19 protein-coding genes are annotated in these 25476 nt (G+C 55.9%); 11 read left to right on the forward strand and 8 right to left on the reverse strand.

All coding sequences use genetic code 11. The features are described 5' to 3' along the window. Nucleotides 1-1422 (reverse strand): TackOD1 domain-containing metal-binding protein, encoded by a 1422-nt coding sequence (locus FHR99_RS09045; protein ID WP_183410332.1) that lies wholly within the window; start codon nt 1420-1422, stop codon nt 1-3. Between the two features lie 10 nt (nt 1423-1432). Continuing rightward, nucleotides 1433-2878, reverse strand: a complete 1446-nt coding sequence (locus tag FHR99_RS09050; RefSeq protein WP_183410333.1) for a TolC family protein — start codon at nt 2876-2878, stop codon at nt 1433-1435. A gap of 462 nt (nt 2879-3340) precedes the next feature. On the opposite strand from FHR99_RS09050, the gene FHR99_RS09055 reads away from it, so the two are divergent. The 8 genes from FHR99_RS09055 (at nt 3341) to FHR99_RS09090 (ending at nt 14997) form a co-directional block, all read left to right on the forward strand. After that, complete coding sequence (locus tag FHR99_RS09055) at nt 3341-4075, forward strand: hypothetical protein (RefSeq protein ID WP_183410334.1); 735 nt, start codon at nt 3341-3343, stop codon at nt 4073-4075. Between the two features lie 222 nt (nt 4076-4297). Further along, a complete protein-coding gene (glmS, locus tag FHR99_RS09060) occupies nt 4298-6127 on the forward strand; it encodes a glutamine--fructose-6-phosphate transaminase (isomerizing) (RefSeq protein WP_183410335.1) in 1830 nt (609 codons plus the stop codon). Between the two features lie 3 nt (nt 6128-6130). Next, entirely contained in the window at nt 6131-7402 is a 1272-nt protein-coding gene (locus FHR99_RS09065) for a hypothetical protein (protein ID WP_183410336.1), read from the forward strand. Between the two features lie 122 nt (nt 7403-7524). Next, complete coding sequence (locus FHR99_RS09070; protein ID WP_183410337.1) at nt 7525-9075, forward strand: sensor histidine kinase; 1551 nt, start codon at nt 7525-7527, stop codon at nt 9073-9075. Continuing rightward, nucleotides 9066-9578 carry a hypothetical protein gene (locus tag FHR99_RS09075; protein WP_183410338.1) on the forward strand — a complete coding sequence of 171 codons (513 nt, stop codon included), beginning with the start codon at nt 9066-9068 and terminating at the stop codon, nt 9576-9578. Before FHR99_RS09070 ends, FHR99_RS09075 begins: the two co-directional genes overlap by 10 nt. Nucleotides 9579-9637: 59 nt before the next feature. Continuing rightward, nucleotides 9638-10984, forward strand: a complete 1347-nt coding sequence (locus FHR99_RS09080) for a sigma 54-interacting transcriptional regulator (RefSeq protein WP_183410339.1) — start codon at nt 9638-9640, stop codon at nt 10982-10984. Between the two features lie 15 nt (nt 10985-10999). After that, nucleotides 11000-12085 carry a hypothetical protein gene (locus FHR99_RS09085; protein WP_183410340.1) on the forward strand — a complete coding sequence of 362 codons (1086 nt, stop codon included), beginning with the start codon at nt 11000-11002 and terminating at the stop codon, nt 12083-12085. 350 nt (nt 12086-12435) lie between these two features. Further along, a complete protein-coding gene (locus FHR99_RS09090) occupies nt 12436-14997 on the forward strand; it encodes an aminotransferase class V-fold PLP-dependent enzyme (RefSeq protein ID WP_183410341.1) in 2562 nt (853 codons plus the stop codon). Here FHR99_RS09090 and FHR99_RS09095 read toward each other — a convergent pair. Continuing rightward, the gene (locus FHR99_RS09095; protein ID WP_183410342.1) at nt 14975-15343 is read right to left on the reverse strand and encodes a PPOX class F420-dependent oxidoreductase; all 369 of its coding nucleotides are present in this window, start codon (nt 15341-15343) and stop codon (nt 14975-14977) included. The genes FHR99_RS09090 and FHR99_RS09095 overlap by 23 nt on opposite strands. 495 nt (nt 15344-15838) lie before the next feature. Between FHR99_RS09095 and FHR99_RS09100 the strand changes: the two genes are divergently transcribed. After that, the gene (locus FHR99_RS09100; RefSeq protein WP_183410343.1) at nt 15839-16777 is read left to right on the forward strand and encodes an SDR family NAD(P)-dependent oxidoreductase; all 939 of its coding nucleotides are present in this window, start codon (nt 15839-15841) and stop codon (nt 16775-16777) included. Here FHR99_RS09100 and FHR99_RS09105 read toward each other — a convergent pair. From FHR99_RS09105 to FHR99_RS09115, 3 genes are read right to left on the reverse strand one after another with little or no spacing between them, the layout of a single operon-like run. Next, the gene (locus FHR99_RS09105) at nt 16764-17987 is read right to left on the reverse strand and encodes a glycerol-3-phosphate dehydrogenase/oxidase (protein WP_183410344.1); all 1224 of its coding nucleotides are present in this window, start codon (nt 17985-17987) and stop codon (nt 16764-16766) included. The two genes, FHR99_RS09100 and FHR99_RS09105, sit on opposite strands and share 14 nt — an antisense overlap. A gap of 20 nt (nt 17988-18007) precedes the next feature. After that, nucleotides 18008-18760 carry a glycerophosphodiester phosphodiesterase family protein gene (locus tag FHR99_RS09110; protein ID WP_183410345.1) on the reverse strand — a complete coding sequence of 251 codons (753 nt, stop codon included), beginning with the start codon at nt 18758-18760 and terminating at the stop codon, nt 18008-18010. A 1-nt stretch (nt 18761) separates the two neighbouring features. After that, a complete protein-coding gene (locus FHR99_RS09115) occupies nt 18762-19421 on the reverse strand; it encodes a TetR/AcrR family transcriptional regulator (RefSeq protein ID WP_183410346.1) in 660 nt (219 codons plus the stop codon). An 87-nt stretch (nt 19422-19508) separates the two neighbouring features. Here FHR99_RS09115 and FHR99_RS09120 point away from each other — a divergent pair, with 87 nt between their 5' ends. After that, nucleotides 19509-20792 carry a sulfotransferase family protein gene (locus FHR99_RS09120; RefSeq protein WP_183410347.1) on the forward strand — a complete coding sequence of 428 codons (1284 nt, stop codon included), beginning with the start codon at nt 19509-19511 and terminating at the stop codon, nt 20790-20792. A gap of 23 nt (nt 20793-20815) precedes the next feature. On the opposite strand, the gene FHR99_RS09125 is transcribed toward FHR99_RS09120, so the two are convergent. Further along, nucleotides 20816-22708, reverse strand: a complete 1893-nt coding sequence (locus FHR99_RS09125; protein ID WP_183410348.1) for a VacB/RNase II family 3'-5' exoribonuclease — start codon at nt 22706-22708, stop codon at nt 20816-20818. A gap of 100 nt (nt 22709-22808) precedes the next feature. Continuing rightward, nucleotides 22809-23579 (reverse strand): SDR family NAD(P)-dependent oxidoreductase, encoded by a 771-nt coding sequence (locus FHR99_RS09130; RefSeq protein ID WP_183410349.1) that lies wholly within the window; start codon nt 23577-23579, stop codon nt 22809-22811. Nucleotides 23580-24054: 475 nt separating this feature from the next. On the opposite strand from FHR99_RS09130, the gene FHR99_RS09135 reads away from it, so the two are divergent. Further along, entirely contained in the window at nt 24055-25440 is a 1386-nt protein-coding gene (locus tag FHR99_RS09135) for a PhoH family protein (protein WP_183410350.1), read from the forward strand. The last annotated feature ends 36 nt before the right edge of the window (nt 25441-25476 follow it).

Genomic DNA, 25476 nt, shown 5'->3' on the forward strand with positions numbered 1-25476 from the left:
TCAGGCGTAGCGATCGGCTTGATCAGCGACGATGGGGGCATCGTTATCCTCCACTTCACTGATCGACAGATCGATACCGGCTTCGCGCAAAACTGCTTTTTCCAGCTGCCGGCAGGTAGGCGTCCGGCGCTCCGGTGAATCGTGCAGCACGATCATTAATTCATCGTTGCGGCGCTCAACGCAGAGCAGGGATTCGCTGGCCACTTGCTGGATGACCATGCGCGCGGTTTGCAGTTCTTCGTCGGCATCCTCTCCCGGCGATGACAGGCACGCGCTGTAGATGGTGGTCGGGTTGTCATTGTCGTCAGCAACCTTGAGTACCACGCGCGCAATCGCATCCATGGCTTTGGAGCGCTTGCGGCCAGCAGGTCTTGGCTTCTTTGGTTTAGCCGGTGCGCTATCTTGCAAGGCCGCCTGCTGGGGATTCCAGGTGCCGGTTCGGGCGACCGTCATGGCATTCTGCGTCAGCGAGTAGCTGCTGATATTCACAGGTCGCAGGTCCGCCGGCGAGTGGTAGGTATTGCAGGCAGCACACCAGGCCTGCAGTACCGGTTCGGTCGCCCAGAAGTTGCAGTCGCCGCAGACGACAAATTGACCGGGCCGGTTGTACTCAACGCCGATATGCTGAACATCGCCATGACATTTCGGGCAGCGAGGGCGGCCGGTCACCATGAACTCCGCTTCCGGGGCGACATAGCCACAGCGAAAGTGGTGAATGGATTCCTGGGCTTCCAGGTTGGTGGAGTTGCATTCCGGGCACAGCTCCTTTGCGCATACCCGGTAACTACTGCAGTCAGGGCAGGTGAAAATGCGGTCTACATGTTTGACGCTGACCACCGTATGGCGTGCCATATCATCCATCAGTTCCCGCACATCACCGGCGCCACCGCCGAGGATGATTTCCGCGAGTGGGAAACTGTAGGCCTGATGCTCGTCGGGTGAGACCAGCGGCTCCAGTTTGCTACCCCGGGTGTAGAGATACTGCAGCAGCGTCAGCGGCCGGTCGTCCGCCGCCGGCTTAACCGCGCGCAACTGTCGATAGAGCATCGACAGAGTAAGGGACATTTCCTTCAGCTGCTCGCTATCGGGGCGCGGCGGTAGTATCCCGTCGGTGAGCTGCTCGAGTAAGGGATCTGACGCGTGATCCGCCAGGCCGATCACAGCAATAGGCCGCAAACAATTTTCCGGGTGGGCGCGGGTATCGCGCACCAGCTGGAGGATCTTGTGCTTGTCATAGCCGGTAATCACCAGCGGCAGTGTCCGTCGATCAATTGCTTTATCGAGCACCGGGGCACCGAAGATCGAGCGAACAGCGGAGGCTTCGTCGGTAACCCGGTCAAATTCCTTGAGCTCAATCAACTCGTAATTGAGGGTGTGGCTTTCGGCTAACGATGTGGTGTTGTTCCGCAGTACTGAAACCATGGTTTTCTCCTTAACATTCATACAGCGGAGCGCAAATTGCGTTCTCGCTTGCCAGATTGCTTTCGCGGAAATTGCCGGCCAGATAATCGGGCTCATTAACAGCCCAAGTCAGAACATTGGCCAGCCACTCGCCGCGTTCGCGCCAGGTATCGGCGACGCGCAGCCAGAAGCGGGCGGTTTCGACATCAATCTGCCAGGGGTGAGGTGCCCGGCCGGAGCCCGGTTGCGACGCGCGGGTTCGCATTTGCTCGAGAATTCGGCTTTGCTGACGCATCCGCTCAGTTGCGCGGCTCAGGGCGGCGACGGACTGACTCCACTGGTTGCGAAGGTCAATCAGTTCGCGTTGGCGTTCCAACAAAGCATCGGCCGCCTCGCGACGACGTGCTTCGGCTTGGTAACGCAGGGCTTTGCCTTCGTAGTAATCGCTGGCGCCCAGTGGAATGGTCAGCACGGCCCCCATCTGCGGGCCATCTTCCCGGTCACTGCCGTTGACGCCCCGGCTTTGAAATACCTGACCGGCGTAGAGATCGAGATTGATGCCATTGCCGCGATAGGATTCGGCATCTTCCTGCAGGGCTTCGGCTTCCAGCTCGAGAATTTTTGCCTGCGGCGCGTTATTCGCCAGGCGTACGATGTCATCACTACCGGGTGCGCGTTGGGGCAGTACGGTGTAGTCCATGGGAGGACGGGGCGCCGAGGGCTCAAAAGGTGAAAGACTGTCGAACGCGCTGGTAATTTCGTTGTGCAGGATAAGAGCCTCCGCCTCGTTCGCAAGTGTCGCCTCGGTAATTTCCGGCATCGACGCCTCGGCGGAGAGCTTCAGCTTTTTTTTGGCGGCCTGAATCGCATCCAGCGCCTGTGAAAGTGCGTGGTACTGATGTTTCTCGGCCCAGGCTATTGCGGATCCGCGCGCGAGCTCCGTTGCTGCTTGGCCATTCTGCTCCGACACGCGATATTCGGCCTGGCGCAGGCGAGCTTTCGCCGCATCGACGCGCGAACCCTTGCGCAGCAACTGGTCGAGTAGTCGATAGTTCAGTCGTACATCGGAGTACTGCTCAAGACTATCGTCGGTGCCTGTGCCGTTATTGATGTTGCCGCCGAGACCATCGGGGTATTCGGCGTAGCTGGCGGTCAGGTTTAGGCCGAGATCCCCGCGCTCGGATGCCAGCGCGGCTTCGCGAGCGCGCAGCTCAAGTTCTTCCGCATTGGTGCGGTAGGACTGCTGTGATAGATGGCGTAGTTGACTGATAAAGTTCAACCACTGCTGGGCGGGTTCTGACAGAGTCTGATTTTGAATGGCAGCGTCTGCGCTCGCGTCTGACACAGCTTCTTGAGCGAAAGCCGTCATCGGCGTCAGCGTGACGCTAAGTGCGGTGATCGCTGCGACTAGGCGCCGCTTGCGCGGTTGCGCTTTTGCCATTCCGGGTTGGGTCTTTTTCGGTTGTTTGCTGTTCACGTGTCTATCCCCACTCATTTGTTTCGCCTCCGAGGCGAAGGGTTGTACAAATGGCTAACCGCTTCTGCGGCTTTCCAATCCTTTTGCTTGGCTCTATGGCAAGAGCTGTGCCATCTGTAAAAAACCTCGTAAAAACAGGCCTCTTAGCAGGCCTGTCGAAGTTTGCTGAGTGACTGCGGTGACAAAGCGGGGGCAGGTTGTCGCAGGGTAGCAACAGCTCCTCAGGGGGCATTCGCTAAGTGCTTGCTGTGCAAGAAAAATAAAATGTTGCCTGACTGCGACAGGCCCCTGTGTCGTCGCCACAATCGACCTTCGGGGGGGCACTTTTCGGTGTTAAAAAATCTACAAACCAAGGACTGCGCCGCTGCGAAAAGGGCCCGGAATTTGCACTGGTAATTTCAATAGACTTAAAAAGTTCGCGTCGGCGGATAAATTCAATAGAGACTCAGGAGTGGGGAAAGAATGAAGGGTGGTTCGGGTGTTAAGGGTGCTTGCGGGAAAGAACATCATGCGCAAGTCTCTGTAGCACAATTGCGCACAGCACTGCACAGCGAAGCAGAGGCCATGAAGGAATTGCTGGCTGTCGTCGACGATCAGTCTGCAGCGCTAAAGCCCGTGCAACGTAATCCGCACAAGGATACCCGACGTCGAAAACTGGTGACGGCGTTAAGCCACGTTGGCGGTGAAGACCTGCAGCGAGCTCGCATGGAGGTGAGTCAATCTGCCGACCGACTCTACCAAGTTGCTGCGGAAGTCGATCGCCACAACGCAGAGATACAGGCCTTGCCTTTGTTGCGGGGCCTGTTCCGGCGTCGCGCGATGTTGCGCAGAGCTGAGGAGCTGGAAGCCAAGCGCCGCGCAGCGATGGCTGACTACGAGCAGGCCAGGCAGCGTGCTGATGCGTTGTTTCGTTCTCTGGCAACTCCGGAAAATATTTCCGAGGTCATTCGTGTGTCGCGCGAGATGCGCAGCCGTGTGCGTGTGGCAACGAATACCCGAAAACACTTGAGTATTAAAAAACGCCTCTTGCTCGACAACCTCAATTTGTGTGAGGAGATCGACAGCCTGTTGTGTCTTCTAAAGCCAGACGAAAAAATTGCTGTGCACGAAACCGATGTGCAGGAATTGATACACGATGACGAATTCAAGTCGTCATTAAGAGACAGAGTAAGTAGCGAACAGCGTCTCCAGAAATAAAGCCTTTTATCTGCGTCACAATTTTATTTCCGCTCAATGCCTAAACAGCTCCCTAAACCGCGTTAATAACGGTCGGGCTGTGAAATAGTAACAGCCCTCCGACATAAGCCGTGGGCTGGCACAGCCCTTGCAAAATCGCACTCCAGGAATCAACGCAAATCGCGATCGCCGTTCTTCATCAAAAGGGCGCGTCGCAATCACAACTGATATTGGAGAGAGTGTATGTGTGGATTAGTTGCAGCAATTGCCAAGCACGATGTAGTGCCTTCACTGTTGGAGGGGCTACGCCGTCTTGAATACCGAGGTTATGACTCCGCTGGCGTTGCGGCGCTCAATGGCGTCGGTCTAAAAAGCGCGCGTGCGCTGGGTAATGTGGAAGCTCTGACCCAGCGGCTCAGTGAGCAGCGGTTGTCAGGTAACCTGGGTATCGGGCATACCCGCTGGGCGACACACGGTGAGCCTTCGGAGCGCAATGCCCACCCGCATCTTTCGCGCGGTGAGATTGCTGTTGTACATAACGGCATCATTGAGAATCATGATGCCCTGCGCGATGAACTGATCGCTGCCGGTTATGAATTTGAATCTCAAACCGACACAGAAGTTGTCGCTCACCTGATTCATAGCTATCACCAGACTGAGCCGTCCTTGCAGCAGGCGGTATTGAAGGCAACGCGTCGTCTGGAAGGGACTTTTGCGCTGGCGGTGATAAGCGCGCACAACGATCACGAGCTGATTGCTGCACGTCGCGGCAGCCCGCTGTTGATTGGTGTCGCGGATGGTGAGGCTTATATTGCTTCCGACGTGACGGCACTGCTGCCGATAACCCGACACTATATTTCACTGGAAGACGGTGATGTGGCTGAAGTCAGTGCCGAGTCGGTGAATATTGTTGATGAGAACGGTGCGGTGGTTGTCCGAGAGCTCAGCCAGTCTCATCAGAGTCAGGTTGATGCCACCAAGGGCATCTATGACCACTTTATGCAAAAAGAAATTTTTGAACAGGACACCGTACTGGAGCGGACACTATTACCTGCGCTTAAAAACGGACTGGTCAATGAGGCTGCACTGGGTGATAACGCGGCTGAACTGTTAAAGGATATTGAACACGTTCACATCGTGGCCTGTGGGACGAGTTATCACGCCGGGATGGTAGCCAGCTATACGCTCGAATCGCTGTGCGGCGTCACCTGTAAGGTCGAGTTGGCCAGTGAATATCGCTACCGCAGAGTCGTGGTAAAACCGAAAACCCTCTTTGTTACGCTCTCGCAATCGGGAGAAACCGCCGATACGCTGGCTGCCCTGCGTTTTGCCAAACGTCAGCCCTATCAAGCGACGCTGGCTATCTGTAACGTGCCGGAGAGCTCGCTGGTGCGTGAATCCCAATTGGTATTCCTGACCCAGGCCGGGCCCGAAATTGGCGTGGCTTCCACCAAGGCCTTCACCACCCAGCTGATGAATATGTCGCTGCTGGCCGTATTGCTGGCGCGCTATCAAGGGCTCAGCCAGCACCGTGAATTGGCGTTGATTGATATGTTGCGCCGAGCGCCTGAGCAGGTGCGTCGTGTCTACAGCCTCGACAATCAGATCGCCGAATTGGCGGAGGGTATCGCTGAGCGGAACTATGCCTTGTTCCTGGGCCGCGGACAGATGTACCCGATTGCCATGGAGGGAGCGCTTAAGTTGAAAGAAATCACCTACATGAGTGCGGAGGCTTATGCGGCGGGTGAATTGAAGCACGGCCCGTTGGCGCTGGTCGATTCCCAGGTGCCGGTCGTGGCGCTGGCGCCCTACAACCCGTTGCTGGCAAAAATGAAATCTAATCTGGCAGAAGTGCGCGCGCGTGGCGGGCAACTGATTGTGATCGCTGATGAAGGCGCGGGCTATCGCGACGGCACCAGCGAACGGGTGCTGACCGTGCCAAAATCCGGTGGCCTGATTTCTCCTATCGTTTACACGCTGCCTCTCCAATTGCTGGCCTATCACGCCGCGCTGTATCGCGGTACCAACGTGGATCAACCGCGTAACCTGGCTAAATCCGTAACGGTGGAGTGAACGATGCGGCAGATTTCCTTCAATCTCCTGGCGGGTCGAATGGCCCGCTGTTTTACCGTGTTGTTCGCTGCCCAGCTTTGTGCGCCTGCGGCGGCAGGTGACCCTGTTGCAAATGAGCGTGCGGAAGCGCGCGCAGAGGAAAGTATTGTTCCGGAAGCGCACGCGGCTTGGGTCTACGACGTGACCAACCGTCCCGGTGAGCCCAGGCGCTATGATCCCGGCTACTTTGCGACGGGGCTGAACAACTACAACCGCAACGCGAAAGGCGGTCACAAGATTCGCCTGATTTATACCTATGCGGGCAGTCTGGAAATGTATTGCCCTGACCGGGACGCTACCCAGTGCCGGCTGGAGGACCTCATTGCGATTTATCCGCTGAATGCCGACAAGCGACTGCATGGCGCAGACGGTGAGGCAACCGTGCGCGCCTATGCTTCAAAAATCGAGGCTTCGCTGGCGGGTGGTCCGGTCATGGTGGTGCCGGTGATTGACGGCGCGATCACTGGTGAATACGAAGGCAGTATGAAGGGCTTCAATGAACTGCCAAGGGAGCTCGCCCGCGCCTTCGCCGACAAGGTGTCGCGAAAGGTCTGTGCCGATCCGAATGTGGCCGGCGTGCAATTTGATATTGAGCCTTTCAATGTCAGCCAGAAGAATGGCCAGTTCTATTTCTATCAGCGCATTGCCGAGAACTTTGCAGGCACCGTACCGGCGACCTTGAGGGAGGGGGCAGTAAACTGTAAAACCGACCAATTTCCCAGGGGGCGTTTTTTCTCGGTGTTTGCTTCATCAAATCAGCTAAACCCGGAAGGGCCTGCAGCAAGAAATATTCGTGAAATACTCACACAATTTAACAACGGCTATTTTATTGCACCGCTTTATGACTTGGGGTCAGGTCCCCCCGGCCATGCGCTCTCTGTGACGGAATACCAAAAACGGGCCGAGCGTCACGCGAAACAAATGGCAAAATGGTCTGCCAAATCAAACGTAATGTTTCAGCTCGGTGTACCCGCGTCAGCGACGGTTCACGAGCATGCCTACTGCCGTGGTGGGGCTTGTAGCAGAGCACCGGGTGGCGCTTCCGACGTCCCCACCCAAGACGCCTATTTGCGTGCAGCACTCGACGCCATCGATAAGAGTGGTGCTCGACAGAGCCCGTATTTCAGAGGGGTTTCTGTCTGGGGCTGGACCCGGGGTGTCGCTGTTCACGGCTTGGAATTCGAACCGCAGGTTCCGCCGTGGAATGCGCTTAGTTTACTAGGGGAACGACTTTAGACGTCCCGGTGTTGTTGCTAAGCCCATCGGTAGTGGGCACCAGTAAGGTGAATATTCACGACAACTGACAGCACACAACTGAACGAACAAGGGAAGGGTGAAGTGACGCACCCGCTTTTGAAATGGATAGCACACTGCCACAACACCACAATGGCGCAGAGCGGGCGCGGCCCCGGTTCAGCGCCGCCCGACGGCGTGGCCTTGCCCGGTTCTATCCGCGCAAGGTTATCCATTGGGTGGCCTTGGGGATCGCGTTGGTTTTATTGCCGCTTCTGCTCGCTGTTGGCAGCGCCGCGCACTATGTTCAGCAGCTGGCGGTTGATAGTCAGGATGCGGTGCTCGACGGTACACAGTCTGTCAAGCTGAGCCGGATGCTGGGCGATTATCTGCTGGGTATGGAGCGCAATGCCCGGGTCTACCAGGTAGTGGGTGATACCAAACTGCTGACGACCTACCAGCAGTTGCATACAGAATTCAGGCATTCCGCGAGCGAACTTATTGCAGTTGAAAGTGACGAGGCGGTGCTCGATAAAATCGAGCAGTTACTCGCGATCGAATCTGAACTGCACGACGTTCTTACGCAGGAGCCGCCCAACAGCAGTCTGGCGATCAATTCACTGCAGCGCTTTGCGGAAATGCGAGAAATCATTCGCTGGCTGGTTGACCGCAATGGCGAGGTAATTCGCGAGCGCATACAGCAGCTTCATAACTACGCGACTGAGGCGCAGCAGGTCTTATTATGGCAGTCCTTTATGGTGCTGCCCGTTGCCATAGGCTTGGGCTTGCTCATCATCTACCGGGTCAGCCGCCCGATGAAAGAACTCGATCGGAGTATTCGTCGCCTGGGCAGCAATGACGTTGACGAAGAGATTCGAGTTCATGGCCCTGACGATATTAGAGCACTCGGCTCAAGGCTGGAGTGGTTGCGTCAGCGGCTTCGTGAGTTGGCGGATCAAAAACGCCTCTTTTTGCAGCATATATCACACGAACTGAAAACACCGCTCGCGAGTATTCGCGAAGGTGCCAGCCTGCTTAACGGTGATGTGGTAGGGCAATTGAATGAGCAGCAAAAAGAGGTAGTCGATATTTTGGAAAGCAGCAGCCTGCAGTTGCAGCGGCGCATAGAAGATTTGCTGGCGTTCAGTGTCAATGACGAACCGCGTGCAGAGCTGGAACTCAAACGGTTGTCCGCAGAACGCCTAGTGCGATCCATTATTGACTGCCATCAACTGGTAATTCGCAGCAAAGGGCTGACAGTTGATCTGCGTTTTGATGACCGGAAAGTTTTTGCAGACAAGGAAAAACTCCACGCCATTGTCGACAACCTGATTTCCAATGCAGTGAAATTCTCGCCGGAAGGCGGCTGCATTCAGATTATTCAAACTGAGCAGAACGGCCGTTGGCAGCTCGATATTCATGATCAGGGGCCCGGTGTTCACCCGACAGAAGTTGAACAGATATTTCAACCTTTTTATCAAGGCAGTGCGCCCTCTAGCGGTCACCTAAAGGGGACGGGTTTGGGTTTAGCCATTGCCAGATTGTACGCACGACTACATCAGGGAGATCTTATTGTTTTGCCAAGCAGTCATGGGGCCCACTTGCAGTTAAGCCTGCCTGTAGCCAATAAATTCACGGCGAATACCAACGCAAATGGAGCTGAAACATGTACATAGGAACGTACGTTCGCATCCTCCTTATCACCTTGCTTGTCGCAGGATGCTCGACACAGGGTGGTGCTCGTCAGGGCGCTTTCGATAAGCCGCCGGACACGCTGATGGGCTTGATGGATTACAACACGCAAGTCTCGAAACTGGACGACGAGGCTTACCGGCGAGAGATGAATGCGGCGCGCTCATATTATGGTAGCGGTGGCAGTGCCAGCGCGCGCATGCGCCTCGCCATTCTGCTTATGAATGGCAGCGATGATCAGGCCATGAATCGCTTTCGAGAATCCGAATCCTTGTTGCGGGATTATCTCGATGATCGGGGTTTTGCTTTTTTTGAGCGTGACTATGTCGCATTTGCCCGCATGCTGCTGAGTATTAACCTGGAATGGCAGCGTCTGCAGAACCAATTGACCAATGCGAGGGTCCAAACCGCCGACGCCCGGAAGAAGCTCGAAGAACTGAAGTCTATCGAGCTTCATATGAACCACCCGGGGAACGGATACGAGTGACCGGCTGACGGCCGGTTACGGACACGGATTTGAATCAGATAGAGTAAAACAGGGTTACTATGAGTAAACGAGTACTGTTGATTGATGACGATAAAGACCTGCTGAAACTGGTCTCGATGCGCCTCAAGTCTGATGGCTTTGATGTGGCCAGTGCCGATGGTGGCCGGAAGGGGCTGGCCATGCTGGACAGCTTTCAGCCGCAGGTGGTGGTCACAGACCTGCGCATGGACGATATCGATGGCATGGCGGTATTCGAATACGTCAAAGCCAATCGTCCCAGTCTGCCGGTGATTATGTTGACTGCACACGGTTCTATTCCCCATGCGCTGGAGGCAACCCGTCGAGGGGCTTTTGCTTACCTGACCAAGCCCTTTGACAGTGCCGAGCTGATCAGCGAAATCAATAGCGCACTGCAGGCTCACGGCGATACCGACGAGGAAAGCTCTGATGGTTTCTGTGCGCGTATCGTAACTCGCAGCCCGCTGATGAAAGAAGTCCTCGCCCAGGCGCGCATGGTCGCGCGCAGCGATACCAGTGTGCTGATACAAAGCGAAAGCGGTACAGGTAAGGAATTGCTGGCGCGTTCGATTCACGATGCCAGTGAGCGCGCTGACAAACCCTTCCTTGCCATTAACTGCAGTGCTGTGCCGGAATCCTTGCTTGAATCCGAGCTGTTTGGTCACAGTAAGGGCGCCTTTACCGGGGCAACCAAAAACCACGACGGTCTGTTTCAGGCGGCTTACGGCGGTACACTCTTCCTTGATGAGGTGGGCGACATGCCGCTAGGCTTCCAGGCCAAATTGCTGCGTGTCTTGCAGGAGCGGGAAGTTCGCCCCGTGGGTTCAACGACCTCGGTGCCGATTGACGTACGTATTATCTCGGCTACTCACTTTGATCTGGAAAAGGAAGTCGAAGAGCAGAACTTCCGCAAGGATTTGTATTACCGGCTGAACGTGGTTCAGCTAACGCTACCGCCATTGCGCGAGCGTCGTGACGATATTCCTCTACTGGCGAATCATTTTCTGCGCGAACAGGCGCAGAGCAAAGGTCAGAATCCAAAACGTTTTTCAGCCGAAGCCCTTGAGATTCTTGTATCGGCTGCCTGGCCCGGTAACGTCCGCCAACTCCAGAATATTGTTGAGCAGACGACGGTGCTATCCAGCACGCAGGTGATACCCGCACAGTTGGTTCAAAATGCACTGAAAATGGATTCGGGTGAGATCCCGTCCTTTGCCGAAGCGCGTGACAATTTCGAGCGTGAGTATCTGGCGGAGCTGCTGAACATTACCCAAGGTAATGTTTCCAAAGCATCCAACCTCGCGAAGCGAAACCGCACGGAATTTTACCGCTTGTTGCATCGTCACCACTTGGATCCGAGTGAGTATCGCGGTCGTCGCCAAGCCTGATTAGGCATTCTTCGCGTGTTGCGACCGATCGTTATCGCCATCTCTGCCCATGGCTTCGGCCACCTCGGGCAGTGTGTACCTGTGGTGCGCGCTATTCAGCGTCGCTTTCCAGGCCGCCGTGTCGTTGTAATCAGCGAAATCATGCCCGATGTACTCCGGGATTTTCTCGGTGAAGAGGTCGAGCTATGCGACGCGCCGGCGCAGGTTAGTATCCTGATGAAGGATGCCCTGCGAGTGGACCTGGCGGCAACAAGGAAGGCTTTTCTTGATTGGCATTCGGACTACGATGAGCACCGCAAACGCTACGCCAGTATTCTGCGCGAAATTAATCCCGAGTTGCTGTTGAGTAATGTTGATCACACGCCGATAAGCGCAGCGCGATCACTGGGTATTCCCGCCTTCGCCATGTGCTCCCTGAATTGGGCAGACATTCTTGATGCGCTGTACTCTGATGAAACAGAAGATAGCGCCATGTCTGCCGTGTGCGAAGAAATTCGTGAGGTTTATAACAATGCCGAGGCATTTCTTCGCGTAACGCCCGGCATGGGAATGAAAAAACTCGACAACCTCCATCAGGTCGATGTGCTGGCGCGAGAAGGTGAACGCTTTGACTTGCACCGTAGATTAGGTGTGCCAGACGATCATCGTTTTGTGCTGCTGTCATTGGGCGGTATCACGCAAACGCTCGATCTCAACCGCTGGGTATTGCCCGAAAAAACGCATTGGGTTGTGCCGGATAGTGCAAAGATTACCGAGGGTGAAGCTAATATCACGCCCTTCGGACAGCTCAATATGAAGTTTATTGATGTGCTTGCCTCGGTTGATATATTGCTCACCAAACCCGGTTATGGCAGCTTTTGTGAGGCTTGGCGCAATCAGACGTCCGTGCTTTATGTTCGCCGTCCGCGTTGGGCGGAAGAAGCCGCGTTGATTGATTGGATTCAGCGACATACGCCGTCACAGGAAGTGTCGCTGGAAGATTTTGAGAATGGCAATATTAACGCTGCTATGTCGGCATTATTGCAGCGTCCTGCCACATTTTCCTCGCTTCCCTGCGGTGAAACCGAAGTTGTAAACCACCTTTCTACCTGCCTTGTTTAAAATCCAAGTTGTTTTGTTCTTAAATTTCTTCAGATTGTTTGCATTAATATTCTGACGTCGCTAATGAGTTACAGCGCCAGATTCCCAACTTTCAATAACTTATAAAAATCCGCCCAAGTCCTGTCGCAAAACGGCAACGAATTCGAAGGCTGGCTTTCGCTCTACATTCCTCAAAGCGCCTGAAACCCCATGTTTTTAAGTATCAGAATGTTTGGCACGCATGTTGCTCATCCACCATTACTCGATTTTTTTGAGTCGTCAATTTCGACGTACATCATCACGCAGCAGCCTAGGTTGGCATTGCAGATACACCTGAGCTGTTAACAATCAAACAGAGCTGGGAGGCATCTATGTCGCAGCCAAAAAAATCGCCCATCCTCGTGTTGGGAGCAGATGGTTATTTGGGATGGCCGTTAAGCCTGCGTTTAGCGAGGCAGAACCCTGATCGTCAGATCGTTATGGTAGACAACTTTTTGCGTCGACGACTGGTTCGAGATGTGGGTGGGGACAGCATTCTCCCCATCCTCGAAATGAAGCAGCGGCTGTGGGCCGCCAAGCGCGTTCACGGTATTCGGAACATGGATTTCATCCATATGGATGTGAATTCCGAAGCTCTGGAATTTCTGATTGAAGAACGACGCCCCGATGCTATTTACCATCTTGCCCAACAGTGCTCCGCGCCCTATTCGATGCGCGGTGTTGATGAGGCGCTGTTGACCTTACGTAACAATGAAGAGGGCAATATGCGTCTGCTATGGGCGGTGCGCGAATATGTGCCAGATTGCCATGTGATCAAACTTGGTACCTTTGGTGAGTACGCCAAGGGTGGGATCGATATCGCTGAAGGCTATTTCAAACCGGTATACCGAGGTCGCGCCGCGTCGACGGCGATTCCCTATCCCCGTAGGGCCGATGATTTTTATCACGCCTCAAAAATTAACGACACCAACTACATCGCGATTGCCTGCCAGCACTGGGGGCTTCGGGTTACCGACATCATGCAGTCCACCGTGTTCGGTACCTGGACTGAAGATATGGAAGGTCACCCGGAGCTATATACCCGTGTCGATTACGACGAGTGTTTTGGTACGGTGGCCAATCGCTTTATTGCCCAGGCGCTCTGCGGTGAGCCGCTCTCCGTTTACGGCACCGGTAACCAGCGTACCGGTCTCATGGCGCTGAACGATGCTATCACCTCGCTCGCGGCACTGTGGTCTGATGTGCCGGAAAAAGCGCAGCATCGCGTGATTAACCACGTCACCGAAAAAAGTTTTTCTGTTAACGAGCTGGCCGACGCTATCGTAGGCAGTGCGCGCCGTGAAGGTTTGAAGGTCACGGTACAGCGCGGTCGCTTTGACCCGCGTGCTGAACAGGTAGAGGCGAAGATGGCTTTCGAAATTGAAAGTGCCTATGTCGATAGCCATCTGAAACAGACCGATATGCGTGATGTGGTCCACCGCGCCTTTGTGATGCTTAGTCAGCACCGCGAGCGTATCGATCGTTCCCTGTTTGCACCGCGCAATTCCTGGCAAGGTGCCGGAAAGGGCGAGAGCAAAAAACGCCGCCAGAAGAAAGAGGACAATGTGGTTGTGGCCTTGCCGCAACAGAATGTGCGTCGCAAAAGAGCACCGGTACTGCAGACCGAAGACGATTGGGAAATCTTTCGACGCGAACAGTTTCCCTACGAGCACCTCAATCTGAATCCCGGCACGCTGGGTTCACCTTCAGAAGCGGTGTTGCAGGAAATTCGCAAGGCACAGTCGCCGGATCTGCTGGCGCAACCGCTTGATCAATACCGGCGCGGTCGCGAGGTTTATGAAGAAGCCCGCGCCGAAGCGTCGGCATTGTGGCCGAGTGACGACCATGAGTTGCAACTGGTGGGGAGTGCATCGCAAACCTCAAACCTTCTGGCTTTAGCCTTTGCCCGCTTGGGTGGCCAGATGAGCCGACCGCTGCGAGTGCTGACGACGATGAATGAACACGTGGGGGGTATTGGCGCCTTCGAGCGGATGCCGGAATTCCGTATCTGTTATCTGTCGGATAAGGAAATTCGCGACCCGAAAGCCTTCCGTGCTCTGGTCGCCGGATTCAAGCCGGATATCGCATTGTTCTCTCACGTGACCTACGATACCGGGCAGGCGCTGCCGGTAGCTCAGTGGATGAAAGACATCAGCGAGCTGCGGCCGGGTGCCAGTACGCTGCTGGATGTCTCGCAGTCACTGGGTGTGATTGCACCCGAGTTTGAGCACGCCGATGTGGTGTTCGGCAGCTGTCACAAATGGCTATTCGGTCCGCGCGGTACCGGGCTGTTATGGACCAACGAGCGTTTCCGTCGTCGTGTCGGTGCGTTGAACTGGTCGGGTGAGCCTTTGGCGAAAGGTGGCAAGGATTTCGGGTTTTCTCCGTCGGGCGGGCTCGACTTCTCTCTCTACGCTGGGCTGCTCGCCTGCTTCCGTCTCTACCGTCAGCTGGGTGCCGAGCGCCTGCGCGAGCGCAGCGCTGACCTTGCCCTGTATTTCCGGGTGCGCTTGAGCAATATGCTGCGCAGTCACGGCATCCGTTTCCGCTTGCTGGAACCGCACTTGGGTGTGCCCGGTGCCAACGGCATGTTCTCGCTGTCATTCGTGAATTTCGATCCCTATCCGCTTTACGATGCGATGAATGCGCACAAAGTGCACTGCAAATGCATCAAGGATAGAGGTCGTGACGGGCGAGAGCGTCAGCTGCTCCGTTTTGGTGTTCCTTACTACGAGACTCAGGAGCGGATGCAGAAGGCGCTGGCGACGATTGAAGATTGTTTGCGCGAGCAGTTGGCCAACAGTTCCGACCACTCGCTGCGCTACTTGCTGAAGAGTGGGGCAACCCCGTCGCCCCGAACCGAAGTGCTGGCTAGCTCAGCTCGGCCTGTATAAAAGCGCGGGTGTTGATGCGCCTGCCAAGGCGGGCGCCCATATCGAGGAGGCGCATTTGCCAGCCGTATTTTTTGACGAGCTGGCGGTGAGCCTCCTCGGCTTTTTCACCTTCTACCAGTGTCGCGGTTGCGGGCACAAAGTCGCCAAGCCGTTTGCCGCTAACCGTGCAGGGTGCGAGGCGAATCTCAGAGAAGTTGCGCAGGCGTTTTACTTTTCCGGCATCCCCTGCCGAGAACATGAAAACCTGATTGCCCTCTTTGGCAAACCAGACCGGCGTATCAACAAAGCTGCCGTCCCTTTTGCGCGTGCTGAGCAAAACGTAGTTATGTCGGTCTAAATCGCTCATGGTGGTCTCCCGGCAAATCGGGCACGAGCGTAGCATGGCCTTAAAAAAAAATCCCCCGCAGTGCGGGGGAAAACATCGATTGATCTGTGGGGATCAGACCAACAGCGCGATGCAGTAAATAAAACCGGTGACCAGGATGGAGAGCACGCTGAACTTGGCAGTGTTTTCAGCAATGTCTGAAGCGTAAGTGCTCGTTGTCGGGTTCATGGTTGGCTCCTGAGTAGTCCTGTTTTCGACACTGATAAGTCTACGGATCTGCCGGTTTATTTCGCTTACAGCGCGGTGTCCGGATATTGGTCCCAAGGGCCATTTATGTCCTGAAATTTATACGGTTTATGAATTTTTATTGCTTTTAAATCAATGGTATAGCAGTCGCATGTCAGGGCTGTTAGCTACGGTTAATCCATCGGTAATGATGTCTGGTGGGTTAAATCGTTGTAATACAGGCAGTTTTTTAATTTCTGGTTTTTACTTTTAGGGGCTAACGGCAGGTTTATGACAGCATTCAATGGCAAGACAACAGCCGAAGAAGTGGCGCAGGGCAAAAATCTCCGAGGCAAGGTAGCGTTGGTGACCGGCGCCTCTTCGGGGTTGGGTTTCGAAACGGCTCGTGTACTGGCGAGTATCGGCGCGCGGGTAATCATCACGGCGCGCAGTGAGGAAAAGGCAGCGGAGGCCTGCGAGGCCTTGCAAGAAGCGGTGCCGGGCGCCGAATTCGCCACATTGGTGCTGGAGCTCAGCGAGCTAGACCAGGTGCGCAGCGCCGCGGCTGAGCTGCTGGCACGCGAGGCGCAGATTGATCTGCTGATCAATAATGCCGGCATTATGGCCTGCCCGCTGGGGCGCACCCGGGAGGGCTGCGAGCTGCAATTTGGCACCAACCATATCGGTCACTTTCTATTTACCTGCCTGATTGCGCCGGCCCTGAAAAAATCGCCGTCACCGCGGGTGGTGAACCTGAGCTCAGCGGGGCATAAATATGCGCCGGTGGATTTTGACGACCCGCATTACAACCACCGCGACTATGACAAGTGGAATGCCTACGGACAGGCGAAAACCGCCAACATCTGGTTTTCGCTGGGCCTGACCCGGCGCGGTATCGCATCGAATGCCGTGCACCCTGGCGCCATCATGACCAACCTCGGCCGTCATATGACCGAAGCAGACTTTGAAAGCTTTGGTTCGCAGGCCCATGAAAGCGGGTTTGAGTTTAAATCAGTGGAGCAGGGCGCCGCGACCAGCGTATGGGCGGCAACCGCGCCGGAGCTGGAAGGTAAGGGTGGTTTGTACTTGGAGGACTGCCAGATCGGTGAACCCGTGAACGAGAGTACTCCGGCATCCGGTTACGCGGATTATGCGCTGGATGAGCAGGCCGCCGAGCGGCTCTGGAGCTTGTCGGAAGAGATTGTTGGCGAGCGCTTTACGCTGGCTTGATCGTTAAGCTGCGGGTATCGGCGACCGGCTCCCGCTCACCTAGCGTGGGCCGCAGCTTCTCCAGCGCTTTCTCACCGGTGAGGCGATAGCCGGTGAGTTTGCCGCCGTAAATTGCCAGCGTGCGCGCGGTTTTTTCTTTTGCCGTTTGTTCGTCGCCATGGTCTGCCGAGCCGTTTTCCAAAACGGCTCGTTCCAGATCGGTGACAAAGATGGTCTCGCGACTCCGCTTGTTGGTGGTGCTATCGCCCGTCGGCAAAACCCGAACCCCCGCAAAACTCTCCAATACCTCGGTGTTTTTACCCGGGAAGTGGTGAGCGAAACTGCGCTGAAGGTAGTCAATTTCGGCGGGGCTGGCGCTGATCTCATCCAGCGAGCCGGTGTGCTCGGCCTCGGTGGTGCCCACCAGAATATTGTCGCGCCAGGGCATGGCAAACAGGGGGCGGTTGTCGATGGGCGACTGCAGGTAGTAGATGCCTTTTACCAGCGTACCCGGAATCACGATATGGCTGCCGCGCACCAGTGTGATATCGGCCTGGGGCAGGGTGGAGTCGAGGCGTTCCTGAACCTCGTTGACCCACGGGCCAGCAGCGTTAACCACGGTTTTGGCATGGCAGTACACCGGTTTGCCTTTTATTTTCAGCAGCAGCTTATAACCGTCTTCCAGGGCCTCACCCTTGACCAGTTCTGCCGGGCAAAAGGCCTTGGCGCCGAGTTCCATTGCGGATTTAACCACCGCGCGGGTCAGCAGCCGGTCGTCGGTCTGGGCATCCCAGTATTGAAACACCGCGCGCAGGTCATTGATCTGAAGTGAATCCAGATAGCGCCAGGCGCGGGGATCAAGGCGGTGAAATTCCGAGGTGCGGGTAAAGCGTGCCAGCAAACGGTAGAGCAGCAAACCGATCTGAATCTGCCAGGCCGGGCGGGTGCTATTTTTGTAAACCGGAATATAAAACGGCGTCGGTTTTACCAGCTCGGGAGCGTTGCGCAGCAACAGCTCTCGCTCGGCCAGATTTTCGTAGACGAGTTTGATGTCGCCGGATTCGAGATAACGCAGACCGCCGTGAATCAGCTTGCTGGAACTGCTGGAGGTGGCAGCGCCCCAGCCCGATTTTTCGAACAGCATGACCTCGTAACCTGCAGCCGCGGCTGCCTGGGCAACTCCCGCGCCCTGTATACCGCCGCCGATGACAGCAACTTCCGTTGTCAGCATTCCTTACTGCTCCCAGAACTTCAGCCTGTTGTGACCTCTGATGCCAGCATTTCTCCGATGGCAAAGGTTTCTATTTTTGTGGCGCCTTTTCCCAGCCAGTCTCGAGCCAGCTGCGGCTCGTCTATTTCATAGAGTACACAGGGAAAAGGCGCGTCGTGCAACGTGGTACCGGGTGGAACAATTTTGTAATCGAGAAATACACAGCTCGAGTTTGCCGGCATCAGCGCCGCATCGTGGAGATCCTGCCACTGTTCCAGTACCGGCCCGACGCGCCAGCCCAGTGCGGCAGCCTCGTGGAGTATACCGTAGTCAAAGCTGATCAGAATGATCTGGTCAAAACAGCAGGCCAGCGAGCGTTCCAGCTCGTCGAGCACGGTGGTGTTGGCAAAGTGCTCGAGGATCTCCTTTTTGATTTCGACGTAGAGCGTTACCTCTGGATAATCGCTGACCAGCAGGGCCACATCTTCCAGACTGCTGATAACGGTATCGGTCTCGTTGCTGCCGAGGCGATCGGCGGCAGAGATTTTCACGGTGATCAACTCGTTCAGTGTGAGTGAATACACTTCGCGCGGATCACCACATTTACGAAACAGATCCGGGTCGTGAAAGACCACCGCGCGACCGTCGCCACTGAATTGCACATCGATTTCCACATGCCGCGCGCCGGCGCCAATGGCTTTGTCGACCGCCAGCAGGGTGTTCTCGGGGTAGCGCCGCTGCCAGCCGCGGTGGGCGACCAGATTGTCTGCGCAGAGGGTAACGCTGTTTGGCATGTTAGCGAGCGTCCAGCCGGGCTTTCAGCGCGAGAATAATCTGCTCGACGCTATAGGGAAAGAGTTTGCGGTCGGGCGTTACGTGGGGCAGGATCTCCTTAAAAATCGCCTGCTGCTCGGCACTGATGGCACCCAGTGCGGCATTCAATTGTTTTTGCATGTTGATGCTTTTGGGGCGCGCCATGGTCATGACCAGCGCGCTTAACAACTGGTGGGCAACCCATTGCGAGGCCTGTGCTAATGCGGCATCGCGGAAGCCGGCGCGGTGCAGGCATTCAATCAGCGGCGCGTGCACCCGCAGCCAGCTCGGGGGAATACGATTGCCCTCGGGCAGCAGCGGTACCACCTGCGGGTAGCCGGACAGGTGCTTGTGGCAGCGATTCAGCCACTCGCGAACGCCGTCTTCCCACGGCGCTGTCGGATCGAGCTCGAGATCGATCTGCCCCATAACCTTTTCGGCAATGCCATCCATCAGGTCGTCGCGGTGTTTGACGTGGGTATACAGGCTCATGGGGGCCGTACCCAAAGCCTTGGCCACGCCGGTCATGGTGATTTTCTGACCGGGTGAGCGTTCAATCAGCTTCAGCGCACAGTCGAGAATCTGGTCGCGAGACAGCTTGGCGGGGCGACCGCGGCTGCGTGCAGCAGGGGTTTTGGGCATGGAGCTTTTGACTTCCCTTATTTATCGTATATATTACGTTAATTATCTGGCGTCATGACAATAATCGATAGAGAGCGCTAATTTACCATGACTTTGCATACAAACGGCGGCTTGCCACCGGCGACCGCCTACCACCGCCTTCCCATCCGCGTGCTGAATCGACTGTGGCGTGCAGCGAACGCCTGTGGGCTGGGCCGCGTCAGCCTCGACGCTGATGAAATGCTCGATACCATTCGCCGTGAGACTGGGCTGTCAGACTTTGGTGATTCGCGCTTTCTCGAGCCCTACAAGCTGCTGTGCCGCTGCCTGAACGAAGAGGCGAACCTTAATCCGGCTGGCCGAATGCTAACGCGAATCTCCATCCTGAGAATTCTCAGGCACCGGGTATGGGCGGAGGCGCTGATCAAGAAGCACCCGGAGATTCTGGAGCGAGAGATCAAGGCGCCGGTGGTGGTGGTTGGTCTGGCCCGCTCAGGGACGACTCGACTGCATCGCTTGCTGGCCTCTGATCCGGGCTTTTTGCACCTTACCTCCTGGGAAACCGTTAACCCGGTGCCCTGGCCGGATTCCTGGGATGCCGAGCGCGATCCGCGCATTACCTCCATTGAAAAGGGGCTGAAGGCGGTGCTCTACATGAGCCCGCAAATGGCGACGGTTCACCCCTTGGGTGCTCATGAAGTGGAAGAGGAGGTGGGGCTGATTCAGCACGCCTTCTCCAGTCAGCTGTTTGAAGTGATGACCTATGTGCCGAGCTTTGCCGATTGGCTGATGCAGCACGATCAGACCTACGCCTACGAGTACATGGTGCGGCTGATGAAAATCGTCAGCTGGTGGCGCAAGGACGACGATCGCCCCTGGGTGCTGAAAACGCCGCAGCATATGCAGGATCTGGACGCGCTGATGAAGGTATTCCCCGACGCCAGACTAATCTGTTCACACCGCGATCCGATCAAGGCGGTGGGTTCGGCCTGCTCCATGACCTGGAATGCCATCGTGCGCGATACCGATCAGGTCGATCCGCATTGGGTGGGTCGCGAATGGTTGGGCAAGACGGATTCTATGTTGCGCAAAACCCTGAAGGTGCGCGAAACCGTGCCCGCTGAACAGCAGACCGATGTGCTGTATGCAGATATCAATCGCGACTGGCGCTCAGCCATTGGCGGGATTTACGATTTTCTGAAGATTCCGCTGACGGAGACTGCGCTCACCAATATGCAGAACTGGCTGGACAGCAATGCTCAGCACAAGCACGGCGCGCACAATTATCGCTTGGAAGATTTTGGCCTGAACGAAGCCGCGGTAGACGACAAGCTAATGTACTACCGCGAGCGGTTTGGCATTCCTTACGAGGGGAAAGCCCGGCCCAGGTGAGGGGCTGTAGTCAAGCTTGAGCCTTATGCCAGCTTAAAGAACAAGCGATGGCGACCATCGTCGATCTTGTCGATAGTGACCTGCACGTCCTGATCCAGCTGGAACAGTTTGTCGTCGTTAAACAGGCGCAGACTTACCGGATCAAAACTCAGCTTGCCTTCAATGGTGCGCACGTCCACAAAACCTTCTATACCGGTCTCATCAAGGCGCACGGTAAAGCCGCCACCGGCCACCTGCACAATGCGGGCGGCGAAGGTTTCGTTTTTGCGGTCTGCCATGTATTGGCACTTCAACATCTGCTCGACCTGATGCACCGCCTGCCGGTTGCGTTGCAGCAACTCCTGCTGGTGCTCGGTCCACTCACTGTCGATGGTTGGCAGTGGCTGGCCGGAAAGCTTGGCATGCAGGCAACGCTGCACCATAAAGTCCATGCTCTTGCGCAGGGGTGAGGTGCAGTTGGTGTAGCAGGAGAAACCGAGACCGTGGTGGGGCTTGGCGTCGACGCTCCACTCGCCGCGCTCCAGCATACGGCTGATGATGCTGCGCAGGGGGCGGTCGCTGTCGCGATTCGCCAATTGGTGTTGCAGCTCGATAAAGGCTTTCAGTTCTGTGAACGGCAGATCTTTCAGTTCCGGGGCGAATTCGCCGAGCAGAGTCTGAATGTTTTCCACCCGATCTTCGCGCACGCCGCGGTGCGCCATAAACAGGGCGGGCTGCTCGCGCAGGGTTTCGGCGGCGCAGCGGTTGGTGACCAGCATGCACTCTTCTACCAGACGGTGAGCATCGTTGCGCTCGACTTTGCGAATCTGTTCGATCTTGCCGGCGTCGTTGAGAATCAGGCGGTAATCCGGACGATCGTCCATCACCAGATGTTTTTCACGGCGCCGACTGAGCAGAGTGTCCAGCACTTGTTTCAGCGGGTTCAGTGCCGCGTGCTCCAGTTGCTGGTCGCCGCGCAGGTGGGCGGCTACTTCCGCGTAATTCAGCTTGGCGGAAGAGCGCACCGTCGCTTTAATAAATTCAAAGCGGCTGATTTCGCCCTGCGAATCGGTTTCGATATCGCACACGATGGCGGGGCGGGTTTCGCCGGCCAGCAGGGAGCAGCGCTCCTGTGTGATCACTTCCGGCAGCATCGGCAATACTTTGCCCGGCATGTAGACCGAGCTGTTGCGCGACAGGGCCGCCTTCTCCAGCGGGCTTCCCGGCGCAATCAAGGCGCAGGGGTCAGCAATGGCTACCATCAGCCGCCAGCCGGCGTTGGTGCACTCTGCGAAAAGGGCGTCGTCCAGATCGCGGGATTCCGGCGAGTCGATGGTAACGAAGGGAATATGGGTCAGATCCTTGCGCTCGTCGGCGTACTGATCGTCTACCAAGCCTTCAATATCCGCCTCCTGCCACTCACTGGGCAGACCAAACTTGCGCAGGGTCAGCGCGGCTTCAATGCCGGGCGCATCGGCGCTGCCAATGGTATCGGTGATTTCGACCAGCGACTTGCCGTCGCGAATCGGATGGCGTTTGACTCGACACTGAATATAGTCGCCGGGTTGCGCTTTTTTGCGCTCAGACGGCGGAATAAACAACAGTCGATTGAAATAGAGAATATCAGGCTCAACAAAGTGCGCCTTGCCGCGCACCACATAGCGGCCGATAAAGGTATCCAGCGGGCTCTCTACCAGCTTCTCGATCTCGCCGGCCTGCTTGCCATCTTTCTGCTGGTGAATGGCAATGCGCACCCGGTCGCCGGGAAACACCTTTTGCATCTCCGGTGGGGGCAGGAAGACATCGCGCTTGTCTTCCAGACGCACAAAGCCAAAACGGCCCTGGCTGCCGCGAACTACGCCTTCTACACGCTCGACAGAATCGTGAATTTCCTTCTTGAGTTGTTTGAGTTGCTGCAGGGAATCCTGATTGAGCATGTGATACCAAAAAGCTGTTGCGAAAGGAGCGATAGACTAGCGGATATGGCGGGGGAAGTCAGGTGGAATTTGGCGCATTGCCAAACTCCACCGGGGGTGTTTAGAAGCCTTCGACTTGGTGTACCTGCTTCCAGATCAGGCCCGGCGCGAAGCGACGCATCAGGTAGCCGATACGAGAGTCGCGGTTGGGGAATATCCAGAATTTGCCCTTTTCTAGGCCCTTGTCTATCGCATCGAGCACGTCTTGCGGATCCAGCAGGGTGCCTTGATCCAGCATCTTGGGCCACGCGGTTTCCTTGCCCTGATTCAGCAGCGGCGTATTGGTGGTGGGCGGACACACGCAGGCAAAGCGCACGCCGCTGTTGATGTTCTCGTGGTAGAGAATTTCGGTGAACATGGCCACTGCCGCCTTGGTAGCGGAATAACCACCGGTCAGCATGGTGGGCAAAAGGCCGGCCATTGAGGCGAAACTGATAAAGTCGCCTTTACCGCGAGCGACCATGCCGGGCAGCACTGCCTGAGTGATATGAATCAGGCCGTTGTAGTTGATTTCCATCATTTTTTTCATCACGCCGGCGTCGTGCTCCAGAATTTTGCCGAAGGGCATGATGGCGGCGCAGTTGTATAGCCGGTCGATGGGGCCGAGCTTTTCTTCCACTTCCTTCACCGCCTGGTGCACGGCGTTCTCATCGGTGATATCCACCACCCAGTGGTGAATGCCGGTGTGCCCGGTGGCGGTTTCCGCCAGCCCTTCCGGGTTCACGTCAAAAATGGCGACGTCTTTACCGGCCGCCGCCAGATTGCGGGCCGCCAGTCGGCCCATGCCGCTGCCGCCGCCGGTGATGAGCACGGTTTTGCCTTCAAAAGCCATGGGATTCTCCCTTCCAGTCAGTGTGTTATTTGTGTTTGTTGTTAAGACACTTCTATTCCAAAGCGCGGTCATTGCGAGGAGCGACGCGGCAAACTCATGATGCCACCGCCATAGCCTGCAGATTGCTTCACTGCGCTCGCAATGACGTATGGGCTTGAATTCTAGGGTCGTCGCCGTTGATTGAACAATGGCATTTGCTGCCCATACAACGGTCATTTTGTGACCAAGACGGGAACAGTCTGCGCTCAGCGAAAGAACATTTGACAGAAGGCGCTCCGGGTTTTAATAATCGAGGCATGGCAGAAATGGATGTGACATTTGTTAGTAGTTGATTCGCCATACCCAAGCACGGGCCTTCGCGCTCGCCCCTCACTTCAGTTTGATCCTGTATCTCCTCCGTTTGCGCTAATTAAAGCGCGTGTATTCATGGCCCCGCTGCCGCATCAGGCCCGCCGGCCCACCATGAGAGTGCCTTATGGAAAAACTGTTTGTACTGGATACCAACGTGCTCCTTCACGACCCGATGGCTCTGAACGCGTTTCACGAGCATCGAGTCATCATTCCCATGACCGTTCTGGAAGAACTGGATGCCATCAAGGATCGGCGTGACAAAGACGTCAGTCGCGAAGCGCGGATTGCCATACAGGCCATCGACAAAATTCTGTTTAATGCCTCGCCATCAGCGATTCAGGCGGGGGTAGAGATTCCCTCCAGTCGTCCGGATGGTCGCAACGGCACGCTGGCCATTTTTGCCGACCAGCTGATCAGTCACGATAGCGACGCGCCCTATCTGGATGGTTCGGTGCACCAGACCAATGACAACCGCATCATCAACGTCGCCATGCACCTGCAGGCCACCCGGCCCGATGACTATGTGTGTCTGGTGACGAAAGACATCAACATGCGGCTCAAGGCCAAGGGCTCCGGGCTGACCAATGTTGAGGACTACCGCCGCGACCGGGTGCTTGAAGACATCGAGTACATGGCCAAAGGCTATGAACATATTGAAGGGGATTTCTGGCAGCGCATTGAAAGCGTCGAAACCAGTCGCGATGGTGCACTGACCTTGCATCAAATAGATCGCGCCCATGTGCCCCATGCTCATGTGAACCAGTTTCTGCTCGATGACAAAGACTTTGTCGGTCATGTGCGCAGCGTAAGCGAGAACATCATTGAGTTGGTTGATCTCAGTCGCGATCAGTTGATGCATCAGCGCATCTGGGGCTTGAAGCCGCGCAACATGGAACAGGCCATGGCCTTTTACCTGATCCAGCAACAGAACATCGATATGACGGTGCTAACGGGGCCGGCTGGTTCGGGTAAAACTCTGATCGCGCTGGCCTATGGCCTGCACGCCATTCTGGAAGAGCGCCGTTACGACAAACTGATTGTGGCGCGTTCGACCCCGCCCATCGCCGAAGATATCGGTTTTCTACCCGGCACCGAGGAAGAAAAAATGGCGCCGTGGCTGGCGGCCTTCGACGATAACCTGGAAGTGCTTCACGGCAACGACGAGTCGCCTTTCAGCAGCATTGAGTACGTGAAAGACAAGGCCAATATTCAGTTCAAGTCACTGAACTTTATGCGCGGTCGTTCGTTCAACAATGCCTATATCGTTATCGATGAAGCGCAGGGTCTGACTCAGTTTCAGTTGAAGTCGATTATTACGCGGGTGGGGGGTAACTCTAAGATTATTGTGTTGGGTAACCTTGCGCAGATCGACAACAAATACATCTCTCCGCTCACCTCGGGCCTGACCTATCTGGTCGAAAAGAGCAAACACTTCGCTCATGCCGGTATTATGCACGTAAACGGTATTGAGCGGTCGCGTCTGGCCGCGTTTGCAGAGGAAAATCTGTAAGCTGGCTAGCCTTTACGGGGCTCACTTTTGAGCCCC

The sequence above is a fragment of the Litorivivens lipolytica genome (assembly GCF_014191715.1).
Classification (GTDB): Bacteria; Pseudomonadota; Gammaproteobacteria; order Pseudomonadales; family Spongiibacteraceae; genus Litorivivens; species Litorivivens lipolytica.